General features: G+C 43.2%; 16 protein-coding genes. 4 read left to right on the top strand and 12 right to left on the bottom strand.

Features of this window, described 5'->3' with window-relative positions:
• Positions 1-10: 10 nt before the first annotated feature.
• The 3 genes from G6554_RS07480 to G6554_RS07490 form a co-directional block, all read right to left on the bottom strand.
• Positions 11-355: an ASCH domain-containing protein gene (locus G6554_RS07480; RefSeq protein WP_166240313.1), complete on the bottom strand. Its 345-nt coding sequence runs from the start codon at positions 353-355 to the stop codon at positions 11-13.
• 92 nt (positions 356-447) lie between these two features.
• A complete protein-coding gene (locus tag G6554_RS07485; RefSeq protein ID WP_166240315.1) occupies positions 448-2,163 on the bottom strand; it encodes a GMC family oxidoreductase in 1,716 nt (571 codons plus the stop codon).
• Positions 2,164-2,242: 79 nt separating this feature from the next.
• Positions 2,243-2,971: a gluconate 2-dehydrogenase subunit 3 family protein gene (locus G6554_RS07490; protein WP_166240317.1), complete on the bottom strand. Its 729-nt coding sequence runs from the start codon at positions 2,969-2,971 to the stop codon at positions 2,243-2,245.
• A gap of 120 nt (positions 2,972-3,091) precedes the next feature.
• Here G6554_RS07490 and G6554_RS07495 point away from each other — a divergent pair, with 120 nt between their 5' ends.
• Complete coding sequence (locus tag G6554_RS07495) at positions 3,092-3,793, top strand: hypothetical protein (protein WP_166240319.1); 702 nt, start codon at positions 3,092-3,094, stop codon at positions 3,791-3,793.
• A 28-nt stretch (positions 3,794-3,821) separates the two neighbouring features.
• On the opposite strand, the gene G6554_RS07500 is transcribed toward G6554_RS07495, so the two are convergent.
• From G6554_RS07500 to G6554_RS07515, 4 genes are read right to left on the bottom strand one after another with little or no spacing between them, the layout of a single operon-like run.
• A complete protein-coding gene (locus tag G6554_RS07500; protein ID WP_166240321.1) occupies positions 3,822-4,619 on the bottom strand; it encodes an ABC transporter permease subunit in 798 nt (265 codons plus the stop codon).
• 19 nt (positions 4,620-4,638) lie between these two features.
• Complete coding sequence (locus G6554_RS07505) at positions 4,639-5,430, bottom strand: ABC transporter permease subunit (RefSeq protein WP_166240323.1); 792 nt, start codon at positions 5,428-5,430, stop codon at positions 4,639-4,641.
• A gap of 6 nt (positions 5,431-5,436) precedes the next feature.
• A complete protein-coding gene (locus G6554_RS07510) occupies positions 5,437-6,321 on the bottom strand; it encodes an ABC transporter ATP-binding protein (RefSeq protein WP_166240325.1) in 885 nt (294 codons plus the stop codon).
• Between the two features lie 15 nt (positions 6,322-6,336).
• Positions 6,337-6,960, bottom strand: a complete 624-nt coding sequence (locus tag G6554_RS07515) for a TetR family transcriptional regulator (protein WP_166240327.1) — start codon at positions 6,958-6,960, stop codon at positions 6,337-6,339.
• Between the two features lie 238 nt (positions 6,961-7,198).
• Here G6554_RS07515 and pepT point away from each other — a divergent pair, with 238 nt between their 5' ends.
• Positions 7,199-8,431: a peptidase T gene (gene pepT, locus G6554_RS07520; protein ID WP_166240330.1), complete on the top strand. Its 1,233-nt coding sequence runs from the start codon at positions 7,199-7,201 to the stop codon at positions 8,429-8,431.
• Between the two features lie 31 nt (positions 8,432-8,462).
• On the opposite strand, the gene G6554_RS07525 is transcribed toward pepT, so the two are convergent.
• The 3 genes from G6554_RS07525 to gltC all read right to left on the bottom strand — a co-directional run bounded on the left by G6554_RS07525 (position 8,463) and on the right by gltC (position 12,073).
• On the bottom strand, positions 8,463-9,413 hold the full coding sequence (locus tag G6554_RS07525; RefSeq protein WP_166240332.1) for a phosphotransferase: 951 nt from the start codon (positions 9,411-9,413) through the stop codon (positions 8,463-8,465).
• Positions 9,414-9,506: 93 nt separating this feature from the next.
• A complete protein-coding gene (locus tag G6554_RS07530; RefSeq protein ID WP_207342936.1) occupies positions 9,507-11,084 on the bottom strand; it encodes a glutamate synthase-related protein in 1,578 nt (525 codons plus the stop codon).
• Positions 11,085-11,167: 83 nt separating this feature from the next.
• A complete protein-coding gene (gltC, locus tag G6554_RS07535) occupies positions 11,168-12,073 on the bottom strand; it encodes a glutamate biosynthesis transcriptional regulator GltC (protein ID WP_166240334.1) in 906 nt (301 codons plus the stop codon).
• A gap of 175 nt (positions 12,074-12,248) precedes the next feature.
• Between gltC and gdhA the strand changes: the two genes are divergently transcribed.
• Both gdhA and G6554_RS07545 read left to right on the top strand, forming a co-directional pair.
• Entirely contained in the window at positions 12,249-13,631 is a 1,383-nt protein-coding gene (gene gdhA, locus G6554_RS07540) for an NADP-specific glutamate dehydrogenase (RefSeq protein ID WP_166240336.1), read from the top strand.
• A 95-nt stretch (positions 13,632-13,726) separates the two neighbouring features.
• Entirely contained in the window at positions 13,727-13,852 is a 126-nt protein-coding gene (locus tag G6554_RS07545) for a DUF4023 domain-containing protein (protein WP_166240338.1), read from the top strand.
• A gap of 45 nt (positions 13,853-13,897) precedes the next feature.
• On the opposite strand, the gene G6554_RS07550 is transcribed toward G6554_RS07545, so the two are convergent.
• Complete coding sequence (locus tag G6554_RS07550; RefSeq protein ID WP_166240340.1) at positions 13,898-14,494, bottom strand: hypothetical protein; 597 nt, start codon at positions 14,492-14,494, stop codon at positions 13,898-13,900.
• 13 nt (positions 14,495-14,507) lie between these two features.
• On the bottom strand, positions 14,508-15,665 hold the full coding sequence (locus tag G6554_RS07555) for a ParM/StbA family protein (RefSeq protein ID WP_166240342.1): 1,158 nt from the start codon (positions 15,663-15,665) through the stop codon (positions 14,508-14,510).
• Positions 15,666-15,947 lie beyond the last annotated feature (282 nt).

Below are 15,947 nucleotides of genomic sequence, written 5' to 3' on the forward strand. Positions count from 1 at the left end.
CCCTTACGCTTTAGGCGGGACGGAATTCATGAACCCAGACGCGCATTTGCGGCAGCCACGGCATTCCCGGGTGATGGGAAAGAATCGATTGTTTATACTCTTCCACCGTTTCGAAGCCCTCGCGGCGGGCATCTTCATCAGTCAACTCACCAAGGCTCTGAGAATAAACCTTTTCAACCACGAACTGACGGCCTTCCAGTGTCATAATCTCACCTGGGTCGGCATATCTGCTATTTCTGCGGGTTGCGGTCTTTTCGCCTGAAAGAACTTTTTGAACATCTGCTTCCACTGTCACCAATTGTTCAATCGTGCCTTTTTTAGGTGGCAACGTATTATTTTCATTTTGTGTTGTCATTTATTTCTCCTCCTCGTGCAGTTTATTTTTCCATATTAACATTGTCTGTATAGTAAAATCCAATTCAAAGAACTTCCCTTTAGATCATTACCTTACACGACCTGACCGCCCTTTTCACGGTACTTCAATATTCCTTCCGCCGCACGGTAGGCTAAAGCACCAACTGTATCTGTCGGATTATAGCCGGAGTTGTGCGGGAACGCAGATGCTCCAATCACAAACAGATTATCGTAGTCCCACATTTGCAAATAATTATTGACTGCAGATGTGGCCGGATCCGCACCCATGATGACACCGCCGGTATTGTGGGTTGATTGGTAGGTGGTGATATCATATGGCCCTAAGTCTTTCATCGAATCAATATGATCAGCCCCCATTTCCTTTAGGACATCCGTGCATTTACCGGCAAGAAACTTAGCCATCTGGCGGTCTTGCTCTTCAAAATCAAAGGTAATCCGAATCAACGGATCGCCATACGCATCCTTATAACTTGGATCAAGATCGAGAAAGTGTCGTTTAAATGGCATCGACGATCCTTGGGAAGAGACTGATAAGAAGCGATTTGCATATTTAACTGACTTTTCCTTGAACTCTTTGCCCCAGTTTGGCTTTCCACCTGGAACCGGATTGTTTTGAATCGGCCGCAGCCCGGTTTGCGTTAGGGAAATCATGCCGCCATGGATGAAATTGAGATTAGTGTGATCAAAATTATCTCCGTTGTAATCATCGACAACCATCCCCAGGGCACCCGCCCCGGCAAAGGTATTAAATTCTTTATCCTCAAAGAAGCCTACAGCATTGCCCTTAATCACCTGATAGGCATAATTCTTCCCAATCACACCTTTTCCCGTGTTAGGGTCATAAGGCCTGCCCACCTCTGACATTAACAGCAGGCGAATATTATTGAAGACATAGCTAGTCATCACGACAATATCAGCAGGCTGCTCAATCTCTTCACCTGTCGTAACATCCGTATACATGACACCCGTTACTTTGTCACCTGTTTTTACTATTCTTCTCACATTTGAATGGGTCCTAATTTCAAAATTGCCTGTTTTGTTTGCAACAGGAATAACCGTGACAACCGGATCGGCTTTTGCTCCATATTCACAGCCAAACCGTTCACAATACCCGCAATATTGACAGGCCGCCCGTTTGATTCCGTCCGGATTCGTATAAGACTCAGATAGATTGGCAGACGGCATCATGTAGGGATGAAGCTTCATTTTTTTTGTCGCCTTCTCGAACATGGCCATTGCAGGCGATTGTTTCATGGGCGGGGTTGGATATTTACTTGACCGTTTTCCGGCAAGCGGATTTTCTTCACCTGAAATGCCGGCAACCTTCTCAAACTTGTCGTAATACGGTTCGAGCTGGTCATAGGTAATCCCCCAATCCTGCAGGGCCATGTCCGCCGGGATTTTATCTTTCCCATATCGTTCAACGGTTTTGCTATAGATTTCAAAGTCGTAAGGTAAAAAGCGGAACGTCTGCCCATTCCAATGAACACCAGCACCGCCTAAGCCATCCCCAATCAAAAAGGAACCATATTGCCGCATCGGCAGGGCCCGAATTTTTTCATTGCCTCTAAACGTAATCGTTTCCTTCGATAGGTCTTGCATAAGATCATAGCGGAGGGCATAGCGCAGTTCATCATGCACCATAAAATAATCCTCTGTCTTACGTTCTTTCCCTCTTTCCAATCCCACTACTTTTAATCCCTGTTTGGTCAGCTCTGAGGCAATAATTCCTCCTGCCCAACCTACACCAACGATCACAACATCTACTTTTGGTAACTTCTTCGCCATACGTCCACCTTCTTTTTAAAAATAAAAATATACGCTTTTCTTAATGTCTAGCTCCAGCGCCTAGGGGCTTCCGCTTTTCTTAATGGTTCATATGATTTTGGAGACTTTGCGGTTTCACTTTCTTGAAGCCCTTTTCAATAATATCGGCATAGGCCATTTGGCTGCCTGGATAGTTCTTCATCTTCCAGCCATCCATATTTTTATTCCCTCCATATAGTGGGTCGCTGTAGGCACCCTCTAACGTCACACTTCTAAGCAATTGGAAGAATCCACTCGGTGAAATCGTCGTTATATTTACTTTGTCTTCCTCAAAGTCACGAAGGATGGCATCCTTTTCTTTTCCTTTCAGCTCAGTGAAATCCTTCTTATAAACTGCTTTACTATGATTTTGAATTTCCCGGATAGCAATGTCGAAAATATCTCTCCGTTTTAACCGGCCTTGGTAGCCTTGTACTTTTTCACCCTGGAAAAAGGGTGATTGCATATAATCCCTGCCATTGAACCCCCAATCACCTGCCAATTGATGGTCAATAAAAAAGGCTACACCTAAATCCTTTGCACCTGGGCCGTGATCGTCCTTGGGAAAAATTCGCTCGGTGGCCTCATCAATTACGCGGAATTGTTCAGGAGTAAAATACATGAGTGCTTGATTAAAATTCTTTGCCTGTTCTGCTTTTTTTGCGGTCCCCAACGGAAGAACGCTGCCTAAAATACCGCCAATGGCGAGCCCGCCCACTGTGTAACTAGTGTTTCGAATAAACTTCCTTCTTGATACCGATTCTGGAATTTCTTTGTTTTCTTCAACCATCGTCTGCACCTCCAGATTTTTCGAGAATTGCCTTTCTTCGCCTTATTATGTTCCCAATATAATCCATTCATACTTATAAAAGGGAAAGGAGAGAATGATAAAAAAAGGGAGGAAAAAATAATGAAAAAAACATGGCAATTCAGTTGTATCCCCATTTTAATGTCAATGCTCTTTCTTACCGCATGCTCGGGGCAGCAAGGGGAAAATAATGTAGGAGCTGCCGAAAATCTTCATGAAAAGGCACTAAACACGAAAGGGAATGGCCATATTCATGGAACCAATACAAGCTCACCAGACGTCATTCCAAGTGTTGATCGCACGAAGAAACAGACCACGAATGGAAATAATCAAACTACTAACGGTATGGGATCGAATGTATACAGCTTAATCGGGAGTTCAAGCCTGCATGATGGGGGAATCTCATCGCATTTAGAATCAAGGCTTTCTGGAGAGGGGATACCAGGGGTCAAAGTCTTTGTGCTTGATGATACAATTATCTTGGCAAGAGCGCAGCAAGAAGCGACCTCCACTCGGTATGACGAAATGCAAAACAAGGTGCTAAAAAACACATCAGGACTTTCCGGAAAGGGGAACCTTGATGGAGTGGACGCTTCAAAATTAAATACGGATGATAATTTAGATCGCGCGAAAGAGGTGATGGGGAAGGCCTTTAATGGACAGGTCCAAATCCTGACCATTACCAACCCAAAGGCATTGCCGCTCATTGATGGCATTAAAGCGAATATTAAATCGGATGCGCCGAACTATTCTACTTTATCTAGTGATATCCTCACACTAATTAAAATGTCGCGGGAAAAATAAAGTAGGGACCGAGCTTAGCTCGGTCCTTTTACACGTTTAAATCTCTTTTTTGATAAAAAACATAGGTCCCAAACGTTAGTGCAGCAATTAGGATAACGGAGATCATCACAAAAGCGACATCCAAACCACTGCCGAACATCACATTTTTTGCTTCAAAATATTTGAACGGGGTCAAATATTTTAATCCCTCTAAATGTTCATTTATATCAATTGCTATGGATAACATATATGTCAGTAACAGGATACCTGTTGCTACTGACGCCGCTGTTTTTGGTTTCTTTTTCACTGCAGCAAGCGTACTTCCGATAACCATGAACAAAAGCTGCAATATGAACATTCCTACCATCAGCAGGCCAATGTCCCCATTCACCGCTTCACCGCTGTTATATTTTGCGATAAGACCGATGGATGAAACATAGGTGACGAGATTAAAAACCACAATATTGACGAATGCCGCTGAAAGCTTTGCCGTAATAATTGTCGTCCTTGAAACAGGCTTTACAAAGAGAAACTCAAATGTTTTATCCCGCTCTTCTTTGGCGATAATCGTGGCACCCAACATGGCTGCGTGGATGGTCGCCATCAATAACAAATAAAGAAACAGTAAGGAATAATAGCCGCTAACCTTCGATAAATCAACGGCGCCAAACCCTAAAACGGCTCTAAGTGATTGCGGCATATCCGCCACCAAATCGTTGATCGATTGGCCAGAAGACGAATAGGCATCATATTTCGCCATCCCCGATACCACCATAAGGAAAACGCCAATGCTCCAAAAGATGAGCGATTTTCGGTGGGACTTCAATTCCTTTAAAAATATATTCATGGTTGAACCACCTCCATTATTAAACTGCATGAATATCCTTTTTGGTATAAACGAAATAACTTGCAGCAATCGCTAGTATGATCACAATCGCTCCTGCTATCAAAAAGGATGCTTCAAAGCCGGAGTGTTTGATAATATAGGCCGTGTCAAAATATTTAAATGGCGAAAAATAACGTTTCATATCCTCACCCGACGTATCGCTGAGCATTCCAATAAAGTAAAACGCAAAAACAGTTGCAAGTGACACCGTCAAAACCGATTTAATCTTTGGCACAATGACGGAAATAATGATCCCTAAAGCCAGAAAAATCAGCTGAATAATAAACATTGTCAGTGACAGCATGATAAATACTTTAATGCTAAAATCATCCGTTTTCACTTGATTCGCCATGATGCTCGCTCCCGTAATATAAACAGCATTCGTGATGACGATCGAGATGAAGGCCGCTAGCAGCTTTGCGGTCAAAACCGTTGATCTGGTAACCGGTTTTGTTAACAGGAAATCTGCTGTTTTTTCCCGAACTTCCTTGCTGACGATGCCGGTTCCCAGATTCATCGCCTGAATCGCACCGCAAAGGGTAATAAAAGATAAGGGGAAGCAATAAAAACCAACAAGTGTAGATAAGCTCCCAAGGTTAAAGGCGTTCCTAATTGCTTCTGGATATCCCTCCATGATTTTTTCAAATTCGCCCGCATCCTTTGCAAACGACGGATAGAATGACATAAACAAGACCACGATTAGCACTAAGGAGAGGGACCAGATGATCGTCGACTTCCGATACGCTCTTAATTCATGTAAAAAGATATTCATAGCTTACTAGTCCTCCTTCTCATAGTAATGCATAAAAATCTCCTCAAGGTCCGGTTCCTCAATCCACAGATTGGCGATTTCAATCTCGGCAATCCGTTTCATGACATCGTTAATATTTCCCTTAAAAATAAAGCTGATGACATTGTTACTTACCGCTACATTATTGACCCCATTGAGATTAAAATGGTTCGGCTCTAGCGGCGACTTCGTTTCAATCTTGAACTTTTTATAGTTGCTTTCTTGTAAGGTACTAATCTTTTCTACAGTCACAATCTTGCCTTCTTTAATAATGGCAACACGGTTACATAAGCGCTGGACCTCGCTTAGGATGTGTGATGAAAAGAGAATGGTCGCACCTTTCTTATTCTCTGACTCTAGTAATTCAAAGAATTTTTGCTGCATCAGCGGGTCAAGTCCGCTCGTTGGTTCATCTAGAATGATTAACTTCGGTTCATGAAGCAGCCCCTGAACAATGCCAACCTTCTTTTTATTTCCCAGTGAAAGGTCATCAATTTTTTTATTCAGGTCGAGATCCATGATCTCCGCCAATTCCTTGATTCGCTTGCTGCAATCCTTTTTATAAAAACTTGCAGAGTAGTTTAATAGATCCTTCACCTTCATATTGTCATAGTAAAATACTTCCGACGGCAGATAACCGATTTCCCTTTTTATTTCCGGGGCAAATTGGATACAGTCCTTGCCAAAGATGGTAGCACTGCCGCTCGTTGGATGGATTAGCGACAGTAACGTTCTGATGGTGGTGGATTTACCCGCACCATTTGGCCCGATGAATCCGAAAATCTCACCTTCCTCGACATGAAAGCTGATGTTAGAGATTCCTCTTGCTTTCCCATACGTTTTTGTCAGGTTTTTAATGTCTATCACATTCATCGTGGAGTGCCTCCCTTATTTATAAAAACATGTAGTAAAAATCTCAAAATAGACTTCTGCCTCTTGAAATCCCTTTTCATAATCAATATGATGCGTCGGTGACAGTTTGGCTTGTGAAAGCATTTCTTCGCTCAACTTTTCAAAGGTATAGGTAATAATCTTTAGCACCTTTTTGATATCCATATCATCACGGAATTTTGAAAAATCAATGCCCTCGTATACTTTTCCAAAATTAGCATCACTCAATACCTTTACCTTTTTATCAACCTCGACTTTTACTTCGGCTGAGTCCTCTAAATAAGCTTTTTCAATGAATGTAAAGAGGTCTGGATAGGTAGTAAGCAGCTCCATTTTAATCATGACTGCCTGCCGAATTCTTGTGAAAAAATCCCTTTCTGCTAGGTTGATCTTTTGATAAAACTGTTCAGCTAGAATCCGGCAACAATAATCAAATAAAAATAAAAATAACTGCTTTTTATTGCCGAAGTAATGAAACAGCAGCCCCTTTGAAATACCCGCCGCTTTTACCATTTCATTGGTCGAAGCCCGGTCATACCCTTTTTGGGCAAATTCCTTGATCGCAGCATTGATGATTCGGTCTTGCTTTTCTTGTTCTAAGTTGTGAAATTTCGAATACACTCCAGTTTGGCCCTCCTTTCATTCGGCATTGACCACATGAGTCAATTGGGTATTAGTGGAATCATTATATTCCCATTGACCCCATCGGTCAATAGTGGTCAACGTTTATTTTTTACAATAATTTGAATACGACCGTTACTACTTTCTAGGCTACCCTTTCTAGCTAAAACGTGTAACCGCTCCCACATAGTGATAAAATAATCATGTTCAAAACAAAAAATAGGGGAGGGCACATAAAGTGAAAAATGAACTTATTAAAAGATTTACTTCCTATGTAAAGGTGGACACGCAGTCGGATGAAAGCAGCGAGACCTGTCCATCGACGGAAGGGCAGTGGACGCTGCTGCACATGTTGGAAAAGGAATTAAAGCAAATTGGCATGCAAGAGGTAACCCTTGACGAAAATGGCTACTTGATGGCAACACTGCCGGCCACCACAGAAAAGGACACACAAACCATTGGCTTCCTTGCCCATGTCGACACAGCTACCGACTTCACGGGCAAAAACGTCAATCCGCAAATCGTTGAAAACTATGATGGCGGGGAAATTATCCTGAACGAGGCACTTAAGGTCATCATGACGCCGAAAGACTTTCCAAGCCTGCCTGGCTACAAAGGGCACACCTTAATTACAACGGACGGAACAACATTGCTGGGAGCGGACAACAAAGCAGGGGTCACTGAAATTATGACTGCAATGGCCTACCTCATTAACCATCCGGAAATCAAGCACGGTAAGGTTCGCGTTGCGTTCACACCGGATGAGGAGATTGGCAGAGGACCACATAAGTTCGACGTTGCGGCCTTCAATGCCCACCATGCTTACACGGTTGACGGCGGTCCACTGGGGGAACTGGAATACGAAAGCTTTAACGCGGCAGCAGCCAAAATTACCATTAAAGGGAACAACATTCACCCTGGTTCAGCAAAAGACAAAATGGTCAATTCAATGAAAATTGCCATGGAATTACATAGCCAGCTGCCAGCACAAGAGGTACCGGAGCATACCGAGGGATACGAAGGCTTCTACCATCTGCTTTCCTTCAATGGCGACGTTGAACAAACGAATCTTTACTATATTATCCGTGACCATGACAAAAACAAATTCAATGACCGCAAAGCCAACCTCGAAGCCATCGTAAATAGCTTAAAAGAGAAGTATGGCCACGACAAGGTCCTGCTGGAATTAAATGACCAGTATTACAATATGGGAGAGAAAATTGAGCCGGTGAAGGAAATTGTCGACATCGCCCACCAAGCAATGGTAAACCTAGACATCACGCCAATCACCAAACCAATTCGCGGCGGTACTGACGGCTCGCAGCTGTCTTATATGGGTCTGCCGACACCAAATATTTTTACCGGCGGCGAAAACTTCCATGGGAAATTTGAATTTATCTCCGTTGATAATATGATTAAAGCAACACACACAATCATTGAAATCATCAAACTCACAGAACAAAAAGCGTAACACACAAAAAGCTAACCCCACCGCAAAGGGGTTAGCTTTTTACATTCCCATTCCACAAGGCCTCGGCACACTGGCGTAGGCTTGAAACCGTCTCCTCCAGCTGCGCATGCAGCTGAACAGCAGACCATTTGCCGCCGTTCCCTTGTAAATCTTTTTGAATCAGCAGGATCATCCAAATTGAAAACACCGCCGCAAACAAGTAATACTCCTTAAAGAACGCCTCGCGGTCCACCTCGAATTCAACCTGATCCAAATAGGCAGACAAAATCACATCACGGAGGGGAGCCGTCATTTTTTTGGAATAAAGCGGATGCGACATATCAAGAAGATGGTACAAATCCCAGTAAGGCAAATTGATATGGGTATGCTCCCAGTCCAAAATCATGATCCGACCCTTCACAACGGCAAAATTCCCCGCATGTAAGTCGCCGTGGGACAGGACTCGTTTCTCTGAAAATATAACTCTATCAAGTAATGAATAAATATACTCTATAAGCTCACTTTCAATACCTGGACCCAGCTGAAGAAATTCATCCTTCCGCCTCCGAATTTCCGTAATGAGCTCCTGAAACTGTGGTTTTAAACCTGCACGCGGCATATCACCAACGTTTTCAAGCGGCAGGGAATGCCACCAGGCCACCCATTTCACCACACCCAAAGCAGTATCCACACGAAATTCGTGGACCAATGGGCCAAGATCCTCAAGAATCATCCAATTACGTTCAGGGGCATCGCTAATTGAATACGAAAGTATTTTTGGAAAAATGGCTGGGAAAAGAGTAAGAACATGCTCATGGATCCAGACTTCTTTGCCCAATTGACCATCATTCGTTAATGGTTTAAAAATATAACTTTCATTCGCACGGAGATAGAAGCGTTCCACCATTCTCCCATTCATTCCCTTATAGATCGGCTCTTTATTCAGGATTAACTCCTCATTTAATGTGCCATCGAGGTTAACAATTTTAGCAGGCAGCTCCATAGCCCACCACCTATTTTTAGAGTAATAGTTTCATAACATTTTCATCATGACTATAATGTTTACTCACATTGATGGCAAGAAATTCAACTTTTTTCAATCCCCTTCAGAATATTTAGGCAGCGGGAATAGTTCGGAGAGTCTATGCACTTGGCCCGATTCCGTTTTAAAGACAATATGCTCGCGGGTGAATTTACGTGGTGTATCGATACCGCAAGCGGCCGCCAGGGCAAAAAGGCCTTGCCGGACATTGATAATATAGTTCATTGCCCGCCATTTTTTCTCCTCGGGCACCAGCGCCTCTTGATGTTTCGGGTCAGTCGTTGTCACTCCTGCTGGACACTTGCCGGTATGGCACTGCATCGCCATAATGCAGCCGCCGGCAATCATAAAGCCGCGTGCCGAATTGACCGCATCGGCCCCAATAGCCAGTGCAATCGCAATTTTGTCAGCAGAAATCAATTTCCCAGAAGCAAAGATCTTCACTTGATCGCGAATCCCAAACTGATGGACTTTATCAACAACTGCGATTAAAGCAGGGTAAAGGGGAAGCCCCATGCTATCTGCCATCGATTTATACGTGGCCCCCGTACCACCTTCTCCGCCATCTACCGTAATAAAGTCAGGATAAATGTGCAACCGTTTCATAGCAGAAAAGAGGGCATCCAAATTTGTTCCATATCCGACAACGATTTTCATCCCAACTGGTTTCCCGCCCGCATCCTGCAGCCTCTTGATAAACTGCAGTGCCTCCGTTTCATTATGTAAGAACGAAAACCGATTGGGCGAATTGATGGTCTGACCCGCCTTCACCTTCCGAATTTGGGCCACCTTTGCGGTTACCTTCGAACCCTCCAAATGACCGCCACGGATTTTGGCCCCTTGACCAAATTTGAGCTCAAAAGCTTTGATTAGCGGCTGCTGGGCATGCTTTATAAATTCCTCCATTGAAAAATGGCCATCTACATCTCGATAGCCAAATAAACCCGGTCCAATCTGGGCAACCACATCGGCACCGCTTGCTAAATGCTCCGGGGCAATGCCGCCTTCACCTGTATTAATCCAGGACCCGCCAGCCATCCTGCTGCCATAGCCGGTGGCAAGAATATAGTTTTCACCGACAGAACCATAGGATGTAGCTGAAGCACCAAATGGCCCGCGCAGTTTCCACGGATTCCCCCGCCTGGCACCCACGACAATCGCATCCTCTTCATGATATTGCCAACGGGTAATTTGCTCTTCCTCAAAGCTCTCACTGCGAGTGAACATGCCCTCATGTTCAATTTTGTATTTCATTGCATGCACTTTTTCTTGGTTATCGACACGCAATTCTTCATTCAACAGTGGAAACAAACCATTTGCGATATAGTACCCTTGCTTTTCAAAGTCCCGCTTTGAGCCAAAACTAATCAAATCCGTCCGATATTTTGCCGAAAAAATAATGCCCAAATAGTCGGCACGAGAAAAGGGCCCTGTTCCGTTATCACTGTCAAACCAATACTGCCTAAGTTTTGGCCCCATCATTTCCAACACATAGCGGATCCAGCCTAAATAAGGATAGGCCCGAATAATCGAATGCTGCGGCTTTTTTGCCAAATTACGAAGCCACAAAAAGAAACAAAGTGGGCCGATAATAAAAACCATTAGCAAAAAGACAAATATCGATACTACCACTGCAAAATCCCCCTCAAGTACGACCTTTTTTTCAAAGTCCCTATTTCATACTTATGTAAGGTGGTACTGTTTCATGAGGGCGGCTAATTTTGATAACGGTCAAGGATACTGAAGAACTCTCCGAGGAACTCATAAAAAAGCTTCTCCGTTGGCAACAGCTCCCGTTCACTTGGGATAATGACACCGACTGTTCTTGAAACATTCGGTTCCGTAATCGGAATTTTGACCGTTGACCGCGGGAGGCTGTCAATTAGAGTGATTTCCGGAATAAGTGTCACACCAAGACCTGCTGAAACCAAGCCTTTAATGGCATCAATATCCTCCCCTTCAAATGACACCTGCGGTTCAAAGCCAAGCTGGACACAGGCATTGACAATGATTTCATGCAAAATAAAACCCTTTGGAAAAAGAACAAAGGAATCGTCCCGTAATTCGTTTAGTGTTAGTAATCGCTTCGTGGCAAGGGGATGGGACTGCGGCAGTAGGGCAACAATATTTTCAGTAAACAACGTTTTCCCTTTAATTTTCTTCTCCTTTTTAGGCACGGGCCCAATAAGAGCGAGATTAAATTCCCCTTTTATCACTCCATCAATTAAATGTGTATAGGAACCTTGATTAAGCTGGAATTTTACATGCGGATAGCGCTCGCGAAAGGCAGAAATGGCCGTTGGCAGGGTGTAAGCGGCTAGGCTGCTGGGGAAACCAATTCGAATCGTCCCCTTCTCTGGATCTAAATATTCTTCGACCTCCCGCTTGGCATTGTCAATTAGCTTCATTGCCTGTTGCATCTGTTCCAAAAACATGGTGCCTATTGGGGTCAGTTTAACATTCCGCCCTTCACGGATAAACAAATCTACCCCTAACTCTGCTTCTAAATTAACCAACTGCCTGCTAACCGCCGATTGAGCGACATGGAGAGCATGGGCGGCCTCTGTCACATGCTCTCTTTTCGCAACCTCAATAAAATAGTGAATCTGTCGTAACTCCATTTCATTGCACCACCTTTTTTAAAGGTAATTTCTTATGCTTTTCCAACCAATCTAATATCGATATGATTCTTATCTATTCTTTATATTGCTTAGATGATTTATCAATTATAAAATAAAACGATACTAATATGAAGAATTTTCAGTTAACCGCACCACTTTTAAGGGAGGCATTCCGATGCAAACAATAGAGGATGTAAAACAATCAGGTTCGAAAGCAGCAAGAGAATACGTCAATAACGTGTTTGAAACAGTAAAAAACCGCAACGCGTTTGAGAGTGAATTTCATCAGGCAGCGAAGGAAATTTTCGACTCCCTCGTGCCTGTTTTTGCGAAACACCCAAAATATATGGAGCAAGGGATTCTTGAGAGGGTCGTCGAACCAGAACGCGTCATTACCTTCCGTGTACCATGGGTCGATGATAGCGGAAAGGTCCATGTAAACCGTGGATTCCGTGTACAATTCAACAGTGCCATTGGTCCCTATAAAGGGGGATTGCGTTTCCATCCGTCTGTAAATGCCAGCATTATCAAGTTTTTGGGCTTTGAGCAAATTTTTAAAAACTCCTTAACCGGTCAGCCAATTGGCGGCGGAAAAGGCGGTTCTGATTTCGATCCTAAGGAGAAATCTGACAATGAAATCATGCGCTTTTGCCAAAGCTTCATGACCGAGCTTTACCGCCATATCGGGCCAGATGTGGATGTTCCGGCAGGGGACATTGGCGTTGGCGCACGAGAAATCGGCTTTATGTTCGGCCAATATAAAAAGATCCGCGGCAGCTTCGAGGCTGGAGTTTTAACTGGTAAGGGCTTAGGGTACGGCGGCAGCCTGGCACGTACAGAAGCAACCGGCTATGGCACCGTTTATTTTGTCCAAGAAATGTTAAAAGAACAAGGTCTGAGTTTTTGCGGTAGTAGGGTCGTTGTTTCCGGCTCAGGCAATGTCTCTATTTATGCCATCGAAAAGGCAACCCAGTTTGGTGCCAAAGTCGTGGCCTGCAGTGATTCCAACGGTTATATCTACGATGAAAATGGGATCAATTTAGATACTGTCAAACAAATTAAAGAGGTTGAGCGAAAACGAATCAGCGAATACGTGAATCACCACCCACATGCCCAATATTTCGAAGGGTGTTCAGGGATTTGGTCTATTCCGTGTGACATTGCTCTACCATGTGCAACCCAGAATGAAATTGATGAAACAGCAGCTAAAATCCTGGTAGCAAACGGGGTGAAAGCAATTGGCGAGGGCGCTAACATGCCGTCCACACTCGAAGCGATTGACGTATTCCTAAACAGTGAAGTGCTGTTTGGACCTGGGAAAGCGGCAAATGCCGGCGGCGTAGCCGTATCTGCCTTAGAAATGGCGCAAAACAGTGCCCGATTGGCGTGGTCGTTTGAGGAAGTCGATGCCAAGCTCCATCAAATCATGATTAATATATACCAAAACAGTACAAAGGCCGCTGAAGAATACGGCTTCCCTGGTAACTTAGTCGTCGGTGCCAACATTGCCGGATTCATAAAAGTGGCTGACGCAATGATTGCACAGGGTGTCATTTAAAAATCTCCCATTAAGGAGATTTTTTTTTGCCTGCATGTTTTTATGGTTAACAGGTTACATTAACATTGGTTCAATTTTCTAGGAGGTTTTGCGACATGGATAACAAAGACACCCATGAATTTGTTGAGAAGTTACATGAAAACCAGGAAAAGGACAGGAAAAATCGGGAACACCAAGGAGACAATCATCCTGGTAAAAAGTTGCCGAATCATAAACATTAATAACGAAACAAGGCCCCAAGCAAAAATGCTTGGGGCTTTGTTACATCACTTATTCATATTTGCCAAAAAATCTCCCAGCAAATCGTCTAAATCTTCTTCGATCTCTTCTTTCTCGTCTAGTAACGGTTTCGCACTGTCCCAATCAAATGAGGATAAATCATCATCCACATCGGTAGGGGAGGGGACTTCCTCACTAGCAGCAGCCGTTTCGCTATGACTAGACTCTACATCCATGTACCGTAATGGTTCCTCGGGAAATACTTCTTCTTGAAGATACAAAGCCTCTTCAATATCTACCGATTTACTGTTCAAGGAAGCCAATAAAGAGGTAGACCGAACGGGATCAGATATCAATTGATAGACAATACTTCCCAACAACGCCTCAGAGTGCTCATGCTTCAACCAATCTCGCTGTGCTTTCGTTAAATTCCTTGGAAGTGGAATGGTGACCGTTTCCTTTTCTCTAGAAAAGGAATGATTCACTCCATCCATGACAAACTCTGCCAGTTTGCTTGAAAAATTCCTTCGCTCTGTTTCTTTTACTTTTTGCAGCTGTTTTAAAGTATGGTCAGGTGTATCGGAAGGAACGCGGAACGATAGCGCTTGACCCCGTTTAATTTCATTGGCATTGGGCTTTTTCATAGTGTCACCTTACTTAATTCTTTACCGGAACAGCTTTTTGTTTCTCCACTTTTCTGGCATAATCTGTGATCAATTTATAATATGCATTGGCCATCATCCAAATACTTTCCTTATCATCCTCAAAAAATTCGATATTATAGCCATCTAAGTTGTTATTTAATGTTTTCAGATAATCCTTCAAGACGTGCGCTCCACCGCCAACAAAATAGCAGATTTCCGTTTGCGAATTCTTCTGCCATACATTTCGCAATAACCGATATTGCTTTTTCGCTAATTCCAGCAGAATCCGGTCAGTAATATCATGTACGCTTGTCCGACTTCCCTTCACCATAATATGGTTGCGGTCGTTTTTTCGTGTAATAATTTCAACGACATCACGGCGGCTATCCAACTCAATACCGTGCTTTGTTCTAATTTCTTCACGAATGGCCTCTAGCGATTCAGAAACCCCGAGGTTAAACCCTTGTGCTTTATCATCATCAACATTGCGATTTTTAATGACCGCGATATCCGTTGATAGTCCGCCGATATCTTGAATTAATATGCGCTTATCGATTAAATCCTTATTGATGATTTTCAGATTGTTGTCCATTACAAGGTTAATGTAGGCAGCAAAGCCTTCCGGATACACCTTTACTTCATTAAATTTGATATTTACCTTTAATCCCTGGTATTTAGGCGTCACTAGAAATTCAACCTGATGAACGGATCCGACTAATTTGGATCTGTACCCGGCATCCTTCCCTTCCTTCACTTCTCGGAGAGGGAGGCCTGTACCCAATGTGTAGGTAGCATCAATCACATTCTTTGCCCGTGGGAAACTCTCTTGTCGGACGGCATCCAGGGCTAATGTTGTAAAAAGCATAATTAATGTTTGGTCTTCTTCAGATTTGCTGCTGCCGGGATCTAATTCGGTGGCATTATTGCTTTTCGTTGCTAAATTGCCGACACGATAAATCATATTATTTTCTTTCAAAGCAGGGGAGTGGACTTTCACATGAATTCCGTCTAATGGATTCTTGTCATCCAGTTCCTCAATCCCAATAACAGGGCGGTCCTCTGTGTCCCGCGCAACAATGTTTGGAATATTTAATTCATATTCTAATTCTCCGAAAATGGCTTTAATAGAATCATTTCCTACATCAACAGCGGCAACTCTCGATTTAGTCATAAACACCGTTCCTTTCCATTTACTAGATTTATTTTTTAAAATTGATATGTATCTTTGATTTGGTTCTCTTTAAGACTAAAGGAGATTAGTTGATTGTTCAATAGTTTCGACAAAAACGATATGAAAGTGTAAAACAGTAAACAATTCGTAAACATCGATATCTACGTTTACATTTATGTATACAATAACAACAAAGTTGTATACATCCCGGTATCAAAGCGTGTATACAACTTTGTGTACATGTAAACATTAATGTATACAAAATGTATACATGTCTACAAT

Source organism: Bacillus sp. MM2020_4 (assembly GCF_011250555.1).
In the GTDB taxonomy this organism is placed as follows: Bacteria; Bacillota; Bacilli; order Bacillales; family Cytobacillaceae; genus Neobacillus.